Source organism: Shimazuella kribbensis DSM 45090 (assembly GCF_000428065.1).
GTDB classification, from domain to species: domain Bacteria; phylum Bacillota; class Bacilli; order Thermoactinomycetales; family Thermoactinomycetaceae; genus Shimazuella; species Shimazuella kribbensis.
This window is the reverse complement of record NZ_ATZF01000014.1, coordinates 57,651-74,509: the sequence shown is the minus strand read 5'-3', so window position 1 is coordinate 74,509 and position 16,859 is coordinate 57,651. Positions and strand designations below refer to the sequence as shown.

The window sequence follows — 16,859 nt, the reverse complement described above, 5'->3', positions numbered from 1 at the left end:
GCAAAGAGGGAGAAAGCTATGCGATACGGATGCCAAAGCATGGTCGGAAAGATAGAGCGAATAATGGTGAAGCACCCGAAAGATGCATTTATCAGCCAAAAACATCTCGATGAAAACTGGATAAAGTTTAATTATATTCATTGTCCCGATTATGAAGAAGCAGTAAGAGAATATGAATCCTTTTTATCGATCCTTTCTCGTTACGTTCCAAATATTGATTTTCTCCCTGCTTCACAGGCAGTCGGATTAGATTCGATCTATGCTCACGATCCTGTGAAAATAACAAAAAAAGGGGCAATCTTACTTAAATCAGGCAAGGTGCTCCGTCAAGGAGAAGCCGGAGCAGTAAAAAACTATTTTCATGATATTGGTATTCCTATTTTGGGAGAGATTGAGGGAGATGGAAGGGTCGATGGCGGCGATGTAATCTGGTTGGATGATCGTACTTTGGTGGTAGGAAGAGGATATAGAACCAATGACGAGGGGATCAGACAACTTCGTGAACTCACTCGTGATGTAGTGGATGATTTTATCGTGGTTCATCTTCCACATGGGAATGGACCTGAAGAATGCCTTCACCTGATGTCATTTATCAGTTTCATTGATTATGATCTAGCTGTTGTTTACTCGGAATTAATGCCTGTTGTCTTTCGAGAATTGCTTATCACTCGTGGAGTGAAGCTGATCGAAGTAAGCAAAGAAGAGTATGACCATCTTGGATGCAATATTTTAGCTTTAGCACCACGTACCTGTATGCTTGTTGCTGGGAATCCTCAAATCAAACAGTTGCTGGAAGCAGAAGGAGTAGAGGTATTGGAATACAAAGGAGAAGAGATCTCTTATCTGGGAACAGGTGGTCCAACCTGTCTCACTTCACCTATTTTAAGGAAATAGCTGATTTCCAAATAAAACCCAAATCGGGAAGGAGCAGTTCCGTGAGACAGGAAAAACAAATTCAACTAGAACGCTCGATGAAGAGTCGTCATCTTTATATGTTGTCTCTTGGCGGTGTAATTGGTACTGGGCTCTTTTTAAATACTGGTTTGATTATTAACCAATCTGGTTATGGTGGTGCTTTATTAGCCTTTTTGTTTGGTGGACTTCTCTTGTATTTGGTTATGACATGTTTAGGGGAATTATCGGTTAGAATGCCTGTAACTGGTGCTTTCCAAGTATATGCAACCAAATATATTGGGCCAGCCTCTGGGTTTACGGTTGGTTGGGTTTACTGGTTAGGATCAGCTACTACTGCAGGCGTAGAATTTACTGCTGCGGGTATTTTGATGAAACGTTGGTTCCCCAATGTAGATGTATGGGTTTGGTGTGCATTATTTATCGTTTTGCTGTTTGCTTTAAATGCGCTATCTACAAAAGGGTTTGCAGAATCTGAATACTGGTTTGCTGGGATCAAAGTAGTTGCTGTAATTTTGTTTATTATTATTGGGTGTGCTGCGATTTTTGGATTGGTAGATATGCACGATAGACCAGCTCCATTTCTCTCTCACTTCACAGGTGGAAGCTTGTTCCCTGCTGGGATCGCAATTGTTTTTGTCACGATGATGAATGTAGTCTTTTCTTATCAAGGATCTGAATTAATAGGGATTGCAGCAGGTGAAAGTGAAAATCCAGAGAAACATATCCCTAGAGCAATCAAAAATGTATTGATCCGTATCTTTGTATTCTATATTGCTTCCGTGGTGATTCTCTCGGCTATCTTCCCAGCGAAGGAACTAGGAGTACTAGAAAGTCCATTTGTTTCTTTATTTGACTTGGTGGGTATACCCTATGCTGCAGATATTATGAATTTTGTTATTCTTACTGCCCTTTTATCCGTAGGGAACTCTTGCCTGTATGCCTCCACTCGTTTACTGTGGTCTTTGTCAAATTCAGGAATGGCTCCAAAAGCATTTGGCAAATTGTCTTCAAGAGGCGTACCAATGGCTGCTTTGCTTCTGACGATGGCCTTTTCTCTACTATCGTTATTAACAAGTGTATACGCAGCAGATTCGGTTTATATTGGCTTGTCATCTATTTCTGGGATTGCTGTTACAATTGCATGGATGAGCATTGCCTTATCCCAATACAATTTTCGAAAGCAATTTATTCGAGAAGGCGGAAAAGAAAGCGATTTGAAGTTTGCTGCTCCATTTTATCCAGTACTTCCTATACTCTGTCTGGTAATGTGTACCGTTTTTCTCATTTTTCCAATTTTTGATCCTGTGCAGCGAACAAGTTTATTTTACGGATTAGGCTTTGTTGCTCTATGTTATATCTATTATTACTTCCGTTATAGTAGAAAAAAGTCACAGGTATCAAAATAACGATATAGTAGATGAAACCCCCAAACTCACTAAGAGCTAGGGGGTTTTTGTGTTCCATTTTTTGCTTATCTATTTACAGATCTCTTTTTACTTATTCGGTAACAGTAACAAGAGTTTTTCTAACTTTATTTTTGTATCCATTAGAGGTTTTTCTTCGATGTGTCCACTCAGCGTAGATTGAAGTCGATCAAAATGGTCCGACACTTGATGTATCCATGAAGTCGCTGCTTTTTCTAAATTTTGTTTCCAAGCAGCAGTAAAATGAGCTGCCATTGCGTCTGTCATATGTGTAATTTGCAAAAGTAGTACTTCATCCATATGCAATTTTAGCTGTTCTTTCATCTGATCGCGACCATTTCGTTCGAAGAAAGATTGGTTGTTTTTATAGATTGCAATTGCCTTTTGGAAATGCGGATTTTCTTCCTCCCAAACGGGTAATTTCCATGCGATTTCTGGAAGATCGATTTTATCTAGGGAAGTTAAGGTCAGACCATATAAATAAGCGTTTTGCTGTGTGGTTTGCTCTTTTGTAAAAATAGTTAGTGCTGTGTCAATCCATTTTTCCAGACGTAAGGAAGTGGCACGAAATTCTTGAACTAGGTCATTTCCAATAAAATCAAGAAGTTCTTTTGATGCAGTTGACAATTGTTTTCGTCCCGCTTTTCCAGAGTCGCGAATAGTGGAAGGATTGATGTATACAGGGAATTCGTCATTGTAACGTAAGCGGAGACGTTCCCCTACATAATAAAGTAAAGTTTTGATTTCTTGTGCTAGATTTCGTTCGTCATGACTACTCGAAATACAACCAAATTGGTCTATCAGTTGTTTTTTAGAGGAAGTCCACCGTTGTTGTTGTACTTCTTTTTCGGACTCGCTCGTATGTAATGCAATGAGCATTTCATTGATCCAATTTACCGCTTGCTCTACATCTTTGATCATTCGTTCTACAGTAGTAGTTCGTGAATCTTCTTGGATAAAACGAAGAAAAGCTTGTTCAAATCGGGCAAAGGCTGGATTGAGATGCCGATTCTGTTGTTTATCCTCAAGCGAGGCCAGACTTGATACGGGATACATCCTAGGATGACGAATGCCATATTGATTTAACTGTGATTGAACATAGGCAACTACTTTGTCTAACTCCTCGTCGGATGAAGCTAAGTCAGCTGCATTGACGATAAAGTACATTTTATCAAGAGCAAAAGAATCTTGTACTCTTCCGAGTTGAATGAGCAATTCTCGATCGGCACGAGAAAATGCGTGATTGTAGTACGTCACAAATAACAGCGCATCTGCTTGTTTCATGTAGCGAAAAGCTACATCTGTGTGACGAGCATGCAGAGAATCTGCCCCAGGTGTATCTACTAGCGTAATGCCCAATTTTGCTAAGATGGAATCATAATAGAGTGATACTTCTTCTACAAAGGCTGATTTTGCTTCATTTGCCATATAAGAAATCGCTTCTTCATACTGCATGGAAGCAGTAGTACCGAGTAAATGCTCCAATGAATCAAACCCATTTTGAATAGCACGCAAAAAAGGAAGGGCCATTTTTTGGCGTGTGGTTTCGATTTTCCCGCTAATCATTTTTGGTATATGTTTTAGCAGTTCTGCTAGCTCTGCAAGGCTAGTGGATTGTTTTTCGGTATGGAATAATTGAAAAATATGCTGAATCTCTGCGGCAAGTGTTTCTTTTGATTTAAAAGTTACAGCTGCCATTTTATGTCCATGTTCAGCAGTTGGAGGACAAATACGACAAACTGTTGCCGTTGTTGGATTTGGTGAGACTGGTAAAAGGGAATTACCAAGCAGAGCGTTCGCAAAGGAGGATTTACCCGCACTAAAAGCTCCAAACAACGCAACGGTAAACTGTTGTTGTTCCATTTGTTTACGTTTCGATTGAAGTTGTTTCAAAAAAGGTAGAAGTTCTGGCATTGGTTCTATTATTTTTTCAGCTTGAAGCAAGTATGTTTGCTTTTGATCCATGCTGTGCTCGAGAGATGGACTATTCAATACTTTTTTTTCTACAGGTTTTGTCGATACCTTATTTTCTGTGATGAGAGTAGTTTGTTGAATGTTTGGCTCTTGTTCTAATAATTGTTCTATTACTTTACTAGAAACAACATTTGTCTTTTCCTGTATGATATGCAATAGTTTCTGGTGTTCTTTTGCAATGCGGGCAAGTTCTTGTTGTTGTTGATCGATATGGTGCTTTTGTTTTTGAACAGTCTGTAATTCATCTTCTATATGTTGAATATGGTGTTGGATTTGTTCTTCTAACTTAGGCAAATGGTTGGTCAAGTATTGGCGTACATACACACGATATAAATTTTTGATGTTCTCCACCAGATCATTTGTATAGGTCAAAACATAGTTGCCACTAATTCCTGCACCTTGTTTGATCGTATGACGCAAGATATCTATGGTAATTATTGGGGTATTTTGGTGCAGTTCATCTGCTAGAGCTGATTGGAAGATCCCATACTTTTTGGCATGTTGTTGTACCAATTCTTCTGTGTGGCCAGTTAGTTGAGTAGATACAGTTTTCATAAGAGATTGAAAAAAACGATGTTCTCGATCGCTGCGTTCTTGTTCGGTTTTGTTTTTCGCAAACCAAATCCCTATTTTAAAGTCCGGTTGCATTGCTTCGAGAAATGATTTTGCTTGTTCTCTCAAGTTTGCTGGCATCAGATAGGCATTTTTCAAAAGATCATCAAGATCTTTCATTAGCTGTGTTGTGATTTGTTGTTTTTCTTCTAGGCTTATTTTTTGTTGCTGTAAGAGCATTATTTCTTTTTCTTTCGTGTTTTGTTCCTGATTGGAAAGTGACGCTGGAGTTTGAAATGCCCCTCTTTTTTTCTGGATATAGTGTTCGATTAAATAGCAAATTTCTTGCTCCACATTATGTTCCATTAAAGTGATCTTTTGCTCGTAAAGACGATGGAGTAATGACTTTAGTTCTAGCAGTTGATTATTCGGGTGGTCTACCTGTTTTAAACTTGTATAATATACTTCTGCTACGTCTATATTCCAAGCTGCAAAAGAGCTTTTCACCCCTTGCTGGAAGGTAGCAAAAGACAACTCCGAGTCTCGATGTTTATCAATTTGATTGATAATCAAATATACTTGTTTGCCTCTATCTGTTAAGTCTTTTACAAATTGGAGGTTTCCTTCTGCTTGAACATGATTGTAATCCATCATGTAAAAGATGACATCAGATACGTGCAGATTGGCCTCTGTCGCTATGCGATGGGCTTCATCTGTCGAATCGACACCAGGTGTATCCACGATGGCTACATCTGATGGCAATGGAATATCGTTTCGTTCAATGATAACTTCTATCGCTCGATCGCCATCTCTGCATAAGGCTTGAAACGCTTCTTCGGTGTATGTACCTACTACTTCTTGGATGCTGCCATCGAAATAGCGAAGCTGGATTTTGTCTTGTCCATGTTTTACTTTCACGACATTGGCACTAGTGGGTATGGGACTAGTAGGCAGCAGAGGGAAGCCAAATAAATGGTTCATGAAAGATGATTTGCCTGCCGAAAAATGACCTGTAAAGGCAATAGCCAATTCTTGCCTATTTATTTTTTGCATGAAGTCCATACATTTGTTTTTTATTTCTGGATTGTCTTCGTTTATTTCTTCGTATAGTAATGCTAGTCTATTAAGCCATATATTTGTTGATGTCTGTATCATCGTTGAGCCCCTTTGTGTCCAAGCAAATTAACTAGACTATCGTACCACAGTTCCATATGTATTTTACAAATAGACTCGATTTCATTGCTTATTTTACCCTTCCACAAAAATAATTGAAAATCAGTTGAGATGATGACAATTTTTGTCACTATTAGATGTTACGATATAAATATAGGTTAAGCAAACAGTTTATAAAAGGCATCGGAGGAATAAAAATGACAAAAAATAAAATAACACCTATCAGAAAATATTTTCAATCAAATGGGATAAACCTTTCTTACCTAGATTTCGGAGGAAACAGTGAAAATATATTGCTTGTTTTACATGGTCATATGAACGATGCAAGAACATTTTTGGATTTAGCGGCAAGACTTAAAAATTGGCGAGTGATTGGGTTGGATCAACGAGGACATGGATGGAGTGATCATTCCCCTACAAAAGATTATTCCAGAGAGAGTTATATTGAGGATATTCATCAACTCATTCGTACGGAGTTGGACGGACAAGCTGTTACCATACTAGGTCATTCGCTAGGTGGCATTAACGCTTACCAGTTTGCTGCACGTTACCCTGCATATGTTAAGGCAGTCATTGTCGAAGATATTGGTGTTGAAATTGAATTGGATATGTCGTTTGTAGAAAATTTTCCTGAACGTTCCACTTCGTTGGAAGAGCTACGAGAGTCCCTGATTGGCATGGGAGTTCGTGCTGTTGATTATTTTTCGGAGAGTGTGTTCCAAGATGAGAAAGGTTGGGGATTTCGATCTGATGTAAAAGGTATAAAATCATCTCAAGAAAATGTGAACGGTGTTTGGTGGGATGATTGGTTAGCATCTCATTGTCCCATGTTGTTAATCTATGGTCGTAGAAGTTTTGTATTAGACATGGATCAAGCAGAGCAAATGGCATCACGCAGACCAAATACAAAGTTAGAAGTATTTGAAAATGCAGGTCATGGAGTTCATTCGGATGATCCCGAGGGGTATTTTAAAGTAGTGCAAAGATTTTTAGAGGAACTAAAATAAGAAGAATCGTCTACGGACGGTTTTTTTGATGGGAAAAATGAATAGAACCAGCTCATTAACTGGTTCCATCAAAAGAGAATATTAAAAAACAGTTGGTTTAATCTTAGTATCATGATTGGCAATAGTCGCAACAACGTCGTTTCGTTGGGAAAACTCGTTCACCCATCTCAAAGATTGATATGCTAATTCATCATTTACTGTATTTCCAGGTAAGATTTTTTCTTTCCATGATTTCTCTGCATATCCAACATCGGAGACAAGCAAAACCCAACCGGCCTCTGCTCGAACCAGCACAGAAATATGTCCAGCAGTGTGACCAGGAGTATAAACCAAGTAAACGAGGCCATCTCCAAATAGATCTTTGCCTAATTGATGAGGTCCAAAAGGAATAGGTTCCAACTGGAATGGTTCAAATTCTATTCCTTTGTACCATTTTTCTTTTGATTCATGTTGATTATTTTCCCATTCTGGTGCACTTACGAGAAATCGCTTGGCATTTTTTAGAAGCGGTAAACCGCTGATGTGATCGACATCTAGATGGGTGATAACAACTGCATCAATTTGGTCTGTTTGAATGTTTTTGGAAGCGAGTTGTTCTCTTACCGATTTCCCTTCTGGAAGTTTATATTCAATAAACTGATAAATATCTTCGCCTAAGTGTTCTTTGGGATTTGTACGGATATCTTCATGCCAGCCTGTATCGATCACGATGTTGCCTTTGGGGTGTTCAATGAGATAGCTAGATACCGGAACCTTTTGTTGATATTCAGGGCCTCTTTGATGAACAGCTGGGATGCTGTCCATTTCTTTAAAAGCAAGTGATTGATCATAGGTAAGTTCTCCTGCATGCATTACATGAATCTTTGCGTATGATTTCATTTCCTTTGCCTCGTTTCTCTCTTGTTGTAGATTACTATTCATTATGGTGTGGGTTTAATCAGAATGAAAGAAGGCACTTTTTTGTTTCTAGGAACAAAAAAGTGCCTTCTTTCTTATTTTGTCTTATTATTTAATAATATTTATATTCATAATTTAAATGGAGTGGTTTTAAAATGTATAAAAGAACAGAAAGGAATACGTTTCTACAAATTGTATTTACTTTGGGGATTAGTTTAACGTTAGTTGTTTCGTTAATGTATGTCACTATTCCTTTACTTCCTATCTTAGAAAAAGAATTCCAAGCTACATCAAGTCAAACGGTATGGGTAAGTAGCATTTATGGTTTCGCTTATGGAACAGGCTGTTTGATTTTTGGGGTTTTTTCTGATCGTTTTCATCGGAAATCAATTTTAATTGTAGGTATTTTTGCACTAATAGGTGCCACATTTTTTGTAAGTGTAAGTCCATCTATGGAATGGCTAATCGCCTTACGAGCGTTACAAGGAGTTATTGCAGCTTCTATACCGATTATTTCACTTCCTTATGTAAGTGATGTTCTAGCTCCACGGTATCGTCCGATTGCAATAACAATCATAAGTAGTAGTTTTTTATTGTCGGGTATCCTAGGTCAATTGTATGGCCAGGTGATCGGCAAAGAATGGGGATGGACGGCGGTATTTTTGTTTTTGGCGATGGGTTTACTGATTGCCTCGTTTTCTTTTTTCTATCTCCCGCATGGAGTAGTACCAAAACCGGGTCATTCTTTTAATCAAGTCATCCGTCAAGCAGTTAAACTTTTCACCATTCCTCAGCTAGTTTTGTCCTTTTTTGTGATGGGAACTATGTTTTTTAGCTTTGTAACCATGTATTCTGGGTTAGGTTCTTATGTTGATGAAAAATTCCAAATCGATGATGGAAGCTTAATGTGGATCAGAATTGCCGGGATACCTGGAATCGTGCTTTCCCTTTTTGCTAGCTCGTTCATTAGGAAATATGGTGCCAAAACGGTACTGATCGCCGGTTTACTAATAGCTGCATGTGGCTTAATCGGGGAGGCAATCGCACCCTCTATTTTCCTATTCGTTCTTTTTAGTGTCATTTTTGTGATGGGAATATCGATTGCCAACCCAAGTATGATTGTTATGGTAGGTCTGTTAGGAGAAAGAGCACGTGGAAGTGCACTCGCAATAAATGCTTTTTTTGCTTTTATGGGTGCTAGTTTTGGATCACTATTAGCAGAGTACATTAACTCTTTTCCATTACTTTGTCTGGTTTTAATACTTGCCTTGTTGTCAGTTATAGTTGTCTCTTTGATGTTTATCCGGGTTGATGCAGTTCCACGCAAACAAAAAAATATAGCAATGAATGCAAAATAAAATGAAAAAATTAAATTATTTTATTGTCCTTTTGTTTCATCTGATGTTCGATCAGTTGCTCTCCCCACAGGCAAAGTTGCGTTAAAAGAGGGTGAAGCGATTGACCTAATTCTGTTAATTCGTATACTACCTTTAGCTGGATTTCGTTATATACAGTACGCGATATAAGTCCATCCGCTTCCAGTTCACGTAACGATTGGGTTAACATTTTTCGGGTAATTTTAGGCATTAATTTCATTAATTCTCCTGATCTTTTAGGACCTTGTGTGAGATGACATAAAGTGATCGTTTTCCATTTTCCGCCTATGACATCCAGTGTTGCTTCGGCAGGAACATTATATTGTTTGCTGATAGCCATTAAGTATCACCACTCACCTTAAGAAAGTAAATTATTTAGAATCAAAAGGGAAATTGTTTTGTTTATATTATATGATAAATAAGGTGTATTCCAAAAGAATGATCGTAGAAGAAACAACCTATTTTGGATATGATAAAATAATCCATGCAGAAAGGGTGATCAACTTGAATCCAACCGATCAAGAACGTGCAAAATTACTTAAAGAAGCTAAAAATATTGCTGTAGTGGGGTTATCCAATAATCCAGAGCGGACAAGCTATATGATCGCAGAAGCATTGCAACAAGCTGGTTATCGGATCTATCCGGTCAATCCCATGCTTACAGAACCAGTATTAGGGGAAAAACCGTATGCAAGCTTAACGGAAATTGAAGATCCAATCGATATTGTGGATGTTTTTCGACGTAGCGAAACGGTATATCCGATTGCCGAAGATGCAGTAAAAATAAAAGCAAAAACGCTTTGGATGCAATTGGGTGTAGAGAATGAAGAAGCTGCAAGTCTTGCAAGGGAAAATGGACTGATAGTTGTGATGAATCGTTGTATCAAAGTGGATCATGCTTTACTGGTAAAGTAGAATCAAAAGTTTTGTAAATAAAAATGTATTTTATTTACAAAAATAAGATAAATAACAGTCACAATATCGACAAAAATATCCTATTATGATACAATGTCCTCTGTAGGTAGGGCTGACCTCCTTACTTACTATTCAATACTGTTTTTTTAGCAGTGAAAAGCTACCACGCTTCTATTTTCTTTTTTTGACCCTCTTTCATGTGACCAGAAAATCTGGTCTTTTTCTTTTGGAGGAACGATACATGCATACCTATCATCCTTTATATATCCAGTTTTTTCATTATTACCATCAAGGTGAATATTGGGAAGCTCATGAGGTATTGGAAGAATTATGGCAACAAGATCGATCCAATGATTTTTACCATGGACTTATTCAAATAGCTGCTATCATGCACCAATTAGATCGTGGCAAAGTACGGGGTGCAAGAAAATTGTCAAAATCTGCTATTGGTTATTTGACTCCTTATGCTCCAAAACATGAAGGTGTCCAAGTTGGAAATATTTTAAATTGGTTAAAATTTTGTTTGCAAAAGTTACCTGAGCAAGTAATGATCTTAGAAAAAACCGAACTACAAAAAATAGGCATACCCATCTGCCAATTGCCAGAAATAAAATAAAGTTGAAAAAACCCATGTAGCGTAAGCTTAACATGGGCATTTTTTATGAAAAAAAACATATTCAATTTAATAGGAATAGAAAAAGTTATTTATTAGGAGGATGAATGAGGTGAAAGGTAGACGATGGACGCCAGAAGAAGATCAATTATTAAGTAGGTCCGTACTCCATACAATAAGCAAAGGAGGAACACAATTAACCGCTTTTTCAGAAGTAGGTAAGCAGATAAGCCGAACAGCAGGTGCATGTGGATTTAGATGGAACGCTGTGCTAAGGGGCCAAAATCCAACTTCTTATAGTGAAGCAAAGAAGAAGAGAGTATATATTCAGTTGGAGAAAAAACGAAAAAGCAAAGTGGAAACTTTCTCCGAAGTATTCGAATTATTAAAACAAACAGAACAAGTATGGATCAAACAACAAAAAGAAATATCTCGATTAACTCAGTCTATATCGAAAACCAAACAGAGAATAAATACTTTGATACAGGAAAATCAAAAATTCAAACAGGGAAATAACGCTGTTGAGTGGGTTCAACAAGAAGTAAAGACCAGATACGAAGAGTTAGTTCAACTTATAGAAAAATTAAAACAGGAGACAGGTACCCTAGGTATAGCCTCTTTTTCGCCTAAATCAACAGTTGGGAAAGCAGAACCTACCACTTCTACATAGGATAAGGAAGCAGGTGTAGAAAAGAGGTGGGAGCTATTTCATACAAAGAAGAGCAACTACAAAGACGCCTTTTAGAGATTGAAGAAAAACTTGCTTGTTATGAACAAGAAATGAGTATGTACAAAAGTGAACAGACAAAGTTAAAAAAAGAAATGCGTTTTTTTGAGTCCATGCTGCTAGAAGAATATCATTTATTGTTGCAACTTTTAGAAAAAGATAAAACAGGAATTCGTTTGCATAACATACCTTAAAAAGAACCCTTTGATCATCTCAAAGGGTTCTTTTTGGTACCAACACACAAAAAACAGCCTAGTATTAAGTACTAGGCTGTTTTTTTTATTTATATTAGAAGCAACCTGCAAATACGAAGATTGTTGCGATAACAAGTAAGAAGATTAACAAACGGTGCCAACCGAAGAAACCACCACCGAATCCACCCATTTTTTTCACCTCCTTACTGAAACTTCGGGAAGTGCTGAATTAACAACATCCTCCTCTGAAACCAATGCCACCAGCGAAGACAAAGATGGTAGCGATAACAAGTAAGAAGATTAGCAATCGATGCCAACCGAAAAATCCACCACCGATTCCACTCATTTTGACACCTCCTTAATCATCGAATCTACAATTTATTAGCAACAGCCGCCGCCGCCGCCAAATCCAAAGCCACCAGCAAAGACAAAAATGGTAGCAATAACAAGTAAGAAGATCAGCAAACGGTGCCAACCGAAGAAACCACCACCTGAGAAACCGCTCATTTTGACACCTCCTTTCAAAGAAGATCATTTCGATTTTTAGTGTAAGAATAAACCGAATTTATCTTTGTTTTACTAGCAACATTTTCCGAAGCCGAAACCACCAGCAAAGACAAAGATGGTAGCAATTACTAAGATAAAAATAAGAAGGCGGTGCCATCCGAATCCGAATCCTCCACCGCAAGAACCGCTCATAGTGGAAACCTCCCTGGTCAAGCTTTCAAATTTTCGCACCGAAGTGTTTCGGTAGCTGATTTACCTTATGCCGTATGTTCTCGCTTTGTACAGGTGTTAGCCCTGTATTGCAAATTTAGGTTTGTGACTACATCTATTGTGCTATCTCGAAGATGTTAGGCTATAAAGTAAAGTGATTTGATCGCGTTTTTTTGCTATTTTTCTCATTTTATTCGGTTTTTCACTAACGGATTGAACTCGTACCCACTTTCTATAGAATTAGGCAAAAAAATCGTACCCAATTTTTCCATATGGGCATAGGATAGCCAAGGAGATTAGATGGAGGTGTAAGCATGAGTAATGAACCAGATTTAAAGCAGTTAACCAATATGATTAATGCGGTTATGGGTCAGAGGGTATTAAATGAACAACAATTAGGTCAGATATTGGCTGGAGCAAAAAGAGCTTTTGACAGAGGTGGTATGCCTTTAGTTATTGAGTATTTGATGAAAGTGACACAAGCAGACGTGGATAAAGAGGAAGTGACACAATTCGCAGAAACAATTCGCTCTAATCCGCAGTTAGGAAGAGATATATTAGAGGGCAAAAAGAATATTAATAACGGAAGAAAAAAGTAGAAAACTTACTGATTAGCAGGCCTTTGAGGATCAGACAGAGGGTTTTTTGCATGTAGGTATCTCAGACAAGGGCACAAGTCTCGCTATGTCGCGATGCTTCAAGTCTCGCTTTGCACCTCAGACAAGGGCACAAGTCTCGCTATGTCGCGATGCTTCAAGTCTCGCTTTGCACCTCAGACAAGGGCACAAGTCTCGCTATGACGCGATGCTCCAAGTCTCGCTTTGCACCTCAGCAAAATTTATGTTTTCTTTTTTTGCTAAATTAGGATAAATAAAACAGTTCTTTTTCATAAGGGCTGTTTTTTTCTATGAGTTAGTATATAATTAGATTACATACAAATTTCGATCTTTTCTTGCAAACAGCAATAGAAGAAAGCGACGGATATTTACACCCGTCGCTTTTGTTTAAAATCCTTGCAATGTATTCCATACTTCCAACTTAGTTTGTATCTTTGAAATGATTTCATTAGTGAATTCGCTAGTTGTTGCACTACCAGACAAATCGGCAGTTCTTACTCCTTCATGAACAGTCTCAATGGTAGCTTCATAAATCGCACGTGAAGCAGCAGTTGCCTTTGGATCGTTTATATAAGTGAGTAGGGAAGCACCTGCCAATATCATAGCCATCGGATTGGCAATGTTTTTTCCGAATAAGGAAGGCGCCGTTCCGTGTGGAGCTTCAGCCATAATTGTTTGTGGTTGGAATTGATCATCAAAACTAAGGAGAATGGATTCTGCACCTGCGATGGAGCCAAACAACTGCAAAACCATATCACTCAGACAATCTCCATCTCGGTTTAATGCAGGAATAACTAATGCGTCCCCTGCTTGATTGAGTAACAAAGCATAGGTAGCGTCAATTAGTTGTGGTTCATAACGAACCTCTGGGTAACGAAGGCTTGCAGCATCCATTTCTTCTTTTAGCATTCCTTCGTAGATAGGACTAACGGTATATTTTGGTCCTCCAAATACTTTGGCTTTCATCTTTTTAGCATGGCGAAAGGCATACTCCGCTACGGCACGGCAGGTTTTGCGATCGATTGTTTCCGTGCGATAGGCTACTTCATCTACCCCTTCGCCTTCTCTCCATTCTTTGGCTCCATATGCGTCACCGACTGCCATACGGATAACAGAGATAGGTGCGAATGTACCACCAATTGGACGTACGCCTGGAATTCGTCGCCCTGTTCGAATGATGACTTTGCCATCGATCTCTTTGCGAAGGATAGCATTAGGACTTCCGATGTCGCCTTTTTCTTCAGGAGTTATGGTTGCAGCTTTAATTCCAAAGCCAGCTCGTTTCATCGCTTTAGCTGCATCATGTACCACTTGGTTTTTGGTAGCACGTCTATTTTCCAAACTAAGATCGTAAGTTTCAAATTGAAGATCAAATTGAATTACACTTGGATCTAAGACGCGAAGCGCTTCATCTAACAGTTCTTGACCTGTTTGGTCACCTTTCATTACAACGATCTTATGTTCCATTGAATTTGTCACCTCATGTTAATATATTGTGCTCACTTTCCATTATAAATGTGTGAGACTAGAAATGAAAAGTAATCCAAATTTATGCAGTATTGCAAAAGATATAAAGGAGAGTATGCAGTGATTATCGAAGTAAGTGTAGGAGTAATTGCAGTGGCTGTTGTTATCTTGGTCATATATCTTATCAGTACCTTACGACAGCTGAAAAAGACACTAGGACAAGTCAATCAGACCGCATCAATTTTAGAAAAAGATACACACGAACTGCTGAACAACACAAATGGCCTTATATCCGAAACACGAGCTGTTGTCACAAATGTGAAAGAAAAGACCGACAATATGCAAACGTTGTTTAAAGCAATTGATCAAATAGGCAAGCAAATGAATGAAGTTTCTGCCTTTGTTTCGAAAGCAGCTGCTGAAAACAAGGAAAAATTAGGAGGCATTCTTGCTATTGTAGGTGCTGCCATGAACCTCGTCCAAGAGTGGCGACAAAATAATGAAAAGAGGAGAATGCAAGATGGCTAAAAATGATACTCAAATGAACGTAAAAGACTTTATGATTGGTGCAGCAGTCGGAGTAGCAGTAGGTGCAGCCATTGCATATTTGACAGCGCCTAAAGCAGGAAAAGAAGTCAGAAATGATATCAATCGGAAAATTGATTATGTGCGTGATAAAGGTCAGAAAATCGTATTAGATGTAAAAACACAAAGTACAGATATGATCGGTAAAATGGCAGAAGTGAAAGATAAAGTTCAAAATAAACTGACCTCCATAAAAGAAAATGTAGAAGAAGGGGTCACCGAATTTAAAATAAATGATGAATTAGAAGAAGAAAATGAAATATATACATTAAAATAAAGAACATATCAAAGGCAAAAATCCAAAGTTAGAGATTTTAATCATACTTATGTAGATTGTGAAAGTACTACCACAGTCTGTGGTCGAAAACTCCGATGTCAAGGCATATCAGAAGTAGAGATTGTTTTACTTATGTAGAAATAACGTAATATTTTCTTTCTATCAAAAAAAGGCAACTTTTTTAGTTGTCTTTTTTTATGGATAGTAGATGACAGATAACAATATATCAGTTAAAATGAATGGATATTTTAGTAGAGTTGAGGGGAGCGAGTAAGTTTGAGTGATGCAAATGTAAAACAGTTGCGTGATGAGCTAGATTCAATCAATTTAGAGCTACTTACCTTATTGAGCAAAAGAGCAAGTATTGTGCAAGAAATTGCTGACATAAAGAAGAAACAAGGTGTAACAAAGTTTGATCCTGAGCGGGAGAAGGAAATGCTCGATCGCTTGGTTGAACATAATGAAGGCCCATTTGAAAACGAAGCGGTTCGCCACCTATTCAAACAAATCTTTAAAGCATCCTTGCAATTACAAAAAGATGATTCCAAAAAACATCTTTTGGTCAGCCGGAAAAAGCAAGCGGAAGATACGGTTGTTACTCTAGGTTCCACACAAGTTGGAAACGGAAAACCAACTATTGTGGCAGGCCCTTGTTCCGTAGAGTCAGAAGAACAAGTGCGTGAAGTAGCAAAAGCATTGAAGAAAAATGGCGTAACATTGATGCGTGGAGGAGCGTTTAAGCCGCGTACTTCCCCTTATGATTTCCAAGGACTTGGCGTAGAAGGTCTAGAAATCCTTCGTCGCGTTGCAGATGAGTATGATCTTCAAGTCATCAGTGAGATTGTAAACCCAGGCGATATTGAACTCGCTACCAAATATGTAGATGTCATCCAGATAGGCGCAAGAAATATGCAAAACTTCGAGCTCCTAAAAGCAGCAGGAAGTGTGAACACACCAGTATTGCTCAAACGCGGCTTGTCTGCTACGATGGAAGAATTTTTGCATGCAGCAGAATATATCGTTCATCGTGGAAACAAAAATGTAATTCTATGTGAACGCGGTATCCGTACGTACGAAAAATGGACTCGTAACACTTTGGATATTTCTGCGGTACCACTGTTGAAAAATGAATCTCACCTTCCAGTAGTAGTGGATGTCACCCACTCAGCTGGACGACGTGATATCCTTGTGCCACTTGCAAAAGCAGCCTTAGCAGCAGGTGCAGATGCAGTCATGGTAGAAGTACATCCAAATCCAGCCGTAGCATTATCTGATGCGCAACAACAGATCGATATCCCAACATTTGATCAGTTCATGGCAGATTTGCATGCTTCGAAGCTGCTTCCAGCTTTAGTGGAATCAAAATAAGAGCATAGTAAGATAAGACTAAGGGACCCAAACCATTTCACATGGTTTGGGTTATTTTTTT

18 protein-coding genes are annotated in these 16,859 nt (G+C 38.4%); 12 read left to right on the top strand and 6 right to left on the bottom strand.

Annotated features, from left to right (window positions below; genetic code table 11):
- The first annotated feature begins 18 nt into the window (after positions 1-18).
- Both A3GQ_RS0117380 and A3GQ_RS0117375 read left to right on the top strand, forming a co-directional pair.
- Entirely contained in the window at positions 19-894 is an 876-nt protein-coding gene (locus tag A3GQ_RS0117380; protein ID WP_028778143.1) for a dimethylarginine dimethylaminohydrolase family protein, read from the top strand.
- A gap of 77 nt (positions 895-971) precedes the next feature.
- Entirely contained in the window at positions 972-2,321 is a 1,350-nt protein-coding gene (locus A3GQ_RS0117375) for an amino acid permease (protein WP_051272022.1), read from the top strand.
- 87 nt (positions 2,322-2,408) lie between these two features.
- Here the strand turns inward: A3GQ_RS0117375 and A3GQ_RS24780 are convergent, their stop codons facing one another.
- Positions 2,409-6,020: a dynamin family protein gene (locus tag A3GQ_RS24780; RefSeq protein WP_051271996.1), complete on the bottom strand. Its 3,612-nt coding sequence runs from the start codon at positions 6,018-6,020 to the stop codon at positions 2,409-2,411.
- 215 nt (positions 6,021-6,235) lie between these two features.
- Here A3GQ_RS24780 and A3GQ_RS0117365 point away from each other — a divergent pair, with 215 nt between their 5' ends.
- Positions 6,236-7,045 (top strand): alpha/beta fold hydrolase, encoded by an 810-nt coding sequence (locus A3GQ_RS0117365; RefSeq protein WP_037465382.1) that lies wholly within the window; start codon positions 6,236-6,238, stop codon positions 7,043-7,045.
- Positions 7,046-7,126: 81 nt separating this feature from the next.
- Here A3GQ_RS0117365 and A3GQ_RS0117360 read toward each other — a convergent pair whose 3' ends face one another.
- On the bottom strand, positions 7,127-7,924 hold the full coding sequence (locus A3GQ_RS0117360) for an N-acyl homoserine lactonase family protein (RefSeq protein ID WP_028778140.1): 798 nt from the start codon (positions 7,922-7,924) through the stop codon (positions 7,127-7,129).
- A 173-nt stretch (positions 7,925-8,097) separates the two neighbouring features.
- On the opposite strand from A3GQ_RS0117360, the gene A3GQ_RS0117355 reads away from it, so the two are divergent.
- Positions 8,098-9,300: an MFS transporter gene (locus A3GQ_RS0117355; RefSeq protein WP_028778139.1), complete on the top strand. Its 1,203-nt coding sequence runs from the start codon at positions 8,098-8,100 to the stop codon at positions 9,298-9,300.
- Between the two features lie 10 nt (positions 9,301-9,310).
- Here the strand turns inward: A3GQ_RS0117355 and A3GQ_RS0117350 are convergent, their stop codons facing one another.
- Positions 9,311-9,658 (bottom strand): winged helix-turn-helix transcriptional regulator, encoded by a 348-nt coding sequence (locus A3GQ_RS0117350; protein ID WP_028778138.1) that lies wholly within the window; start codon positions 9,656-9,658, stop codon positions 9,311-9,313.
- A 158-nt stretch (positions 9,659-9,816) separates the two neighbouring features.
- Between A3GQ_RS0117350 and A3GQ_RS0117345 the strand changes: the two genes are divergently transcribed.
- From A3GQ_RS0117345 to A3GQ_RS0117325, 4 genes are all read left to right on the top strand, one after another.
- Positions 9,817-10,233: a CoA-binding protein gene (locus A3GQ_RS0117345; RefSeq protein ID WP_028778137.1), complete on the top strand. Its 417-nt coding sequence runs from the start codon at positions 9,817-9,819 to the stop codon at positions 10,231-10,233.
- A gap of 241 nt (positions 10,234-10,474) precedes the next feature.
- The gene (locus A3GQ_RS0117335) at positions 10,475-10,849 is read left to right on the top strand and encodes a DUF309 domain-containing protein (RefSeq protein WP_028778136.1); all 375 of its coding nucleotides are present in this window, start codon (positions 10,475-10,477) and stop codon (positions 10,847-10,849) included.
- A 109-nt stretch (positions 10,850-10,958) separates the two neighbouring features.
- Positions 10,959-11,516 carry a hypothetical protein gene (locus A3GQ_RS25815; RefSeq protein ID WP_051271993.1) on the top strand — a complete coding sequence of 186 codons (558 nt, stop codon included), beginning with the start codon at positions 10,959-10,961 and terminating at the stop codon, positions 11,514-11,516.
- A 26-nt stretch (positions 11,517-11,542) separates the two neighbouring features.
- A complete protein-coding gene (locus A3GQ_RS0117325; protein WP_028778135.1) occupies positions 11,543-11,767 on the top strand; it encodes a hypothetical protein in 225 nt (74 codons plus the stop codon).
- A gap of 381 nt (positions 11,768-12,148) precedes the next feature.
- On the opposite strand, the gene A3GQ_RS27885 is transcribed toward A3GQ_RS0117325, so the two are convergent.
- Positions 12,149-12,274 (bottom strand): sporulation protein YjcZ, encoded by a 126-nt coding sequence (locus tag A3GQ_RS27885; protein ID WP_211227743.1) that lies wholly within the window; start codon positions 12,272-12,274, stop codon positions 12,149-12,151.
- Positions 12,275-12,346: 72 nt separating this feature from the next.
- Complete coding sequence (locus A3GQ_RS27880; protein WP_211227742.1) at positions 12,347-12,466, bottom strand: sporulation protein YjcZ; 120 nt, start codon at positions 12,464-12,466, stop codon at positions 12,347-12,349.
- A 332-nt stretch (positions 12,467-12,798) separates the two neighbouring features.
- Between A3GQ_RS27880 and A3GQ_RS0117300 the strand changes: the two genes are divergently transcribed.
- On the top strand, positions 12,799-13,083 hold the full coding sequence (locus A3GQ_RS0117300; RefSeq protein ID WP_028778134.1) for a hypothetical protein: 285 nt from the start codon (positions 12,799-12,801) through the stop codon (positions 13,081-13,083).
- Positions 13,084-13,488: 405 nt separating this feature from the next.
- On the opposite strand, the gene A3GQ_RS0117295 is transcribed toward A3GQ_RS0117300, so the two are convergent.
- On the bottom strand, positions 13,489-14,568 hold the full coding sequence (locus A3GQ_RS0117295; RefSeq protein WP_028778133.1) for an isocitrate/isopropylmalate family dehydrogenase: 1,080 nt from the start codon (positions 14,566-14,568) through the stop codon (positions 13,489-13,491).
- A 120-nt stretch (positions 14,569-14,688) separates the two neighbouring features.
- Here A3GQ_RS0117295 and A3GQ_RS0117290 point away from each other — a divergent pair, with 120 nt between their 5' ends.
- The 3 genes from A3GQ_RS0117290 to A3GQ_RS0117280 all read left to right on the top strand — a co-directional run bounded on the left by A3GQ_RS0117290 (position 14,689) and on the right by A3GQ_RS0117280 (position 16,798).
- Positions 14,689-15,096 (top strand): DUF948 domain-containing protein, encoded by a 408-nt coding sequence (locus A3GQ_RS0117290; RefSeq protein ID WP_028778132.1) that lies wholly within the window; start codon positions 14,689-14,691, stop codon positions 15,094-15,096.
- Positions 15,089-15,430, top strand: a complete 342-nt coding sequence (locus tag A3GQ_RS24770; RefSeq protein ID WP_037465380.1) for a YtxH domain-containing protein — start codon at positions 15,089-15,091, stop codon at positions 15,428-15,430. The genes A3GQ_RS0117290 and A3GQ_RS24770 overlap by 8 nt, the downstream gene beginning before the upstream one ends.
- Before the next feature lie 276 nt (positions 15,431-15,706).
- Positions 15,707-16,798, top strand: coding sequence for a bifunctional 3-deoxy-7-phosphoheptulonate synthase/chorismate mutase (locus A3GQ_RS0117280; protein ID WP_028778131.1), 1,092 nt, complete (start codon positions 15,707-15,709; stop codon positions 16,796-16,798).
- Positions 16,799-16,859: the final 61 nt, after the last annotated feature.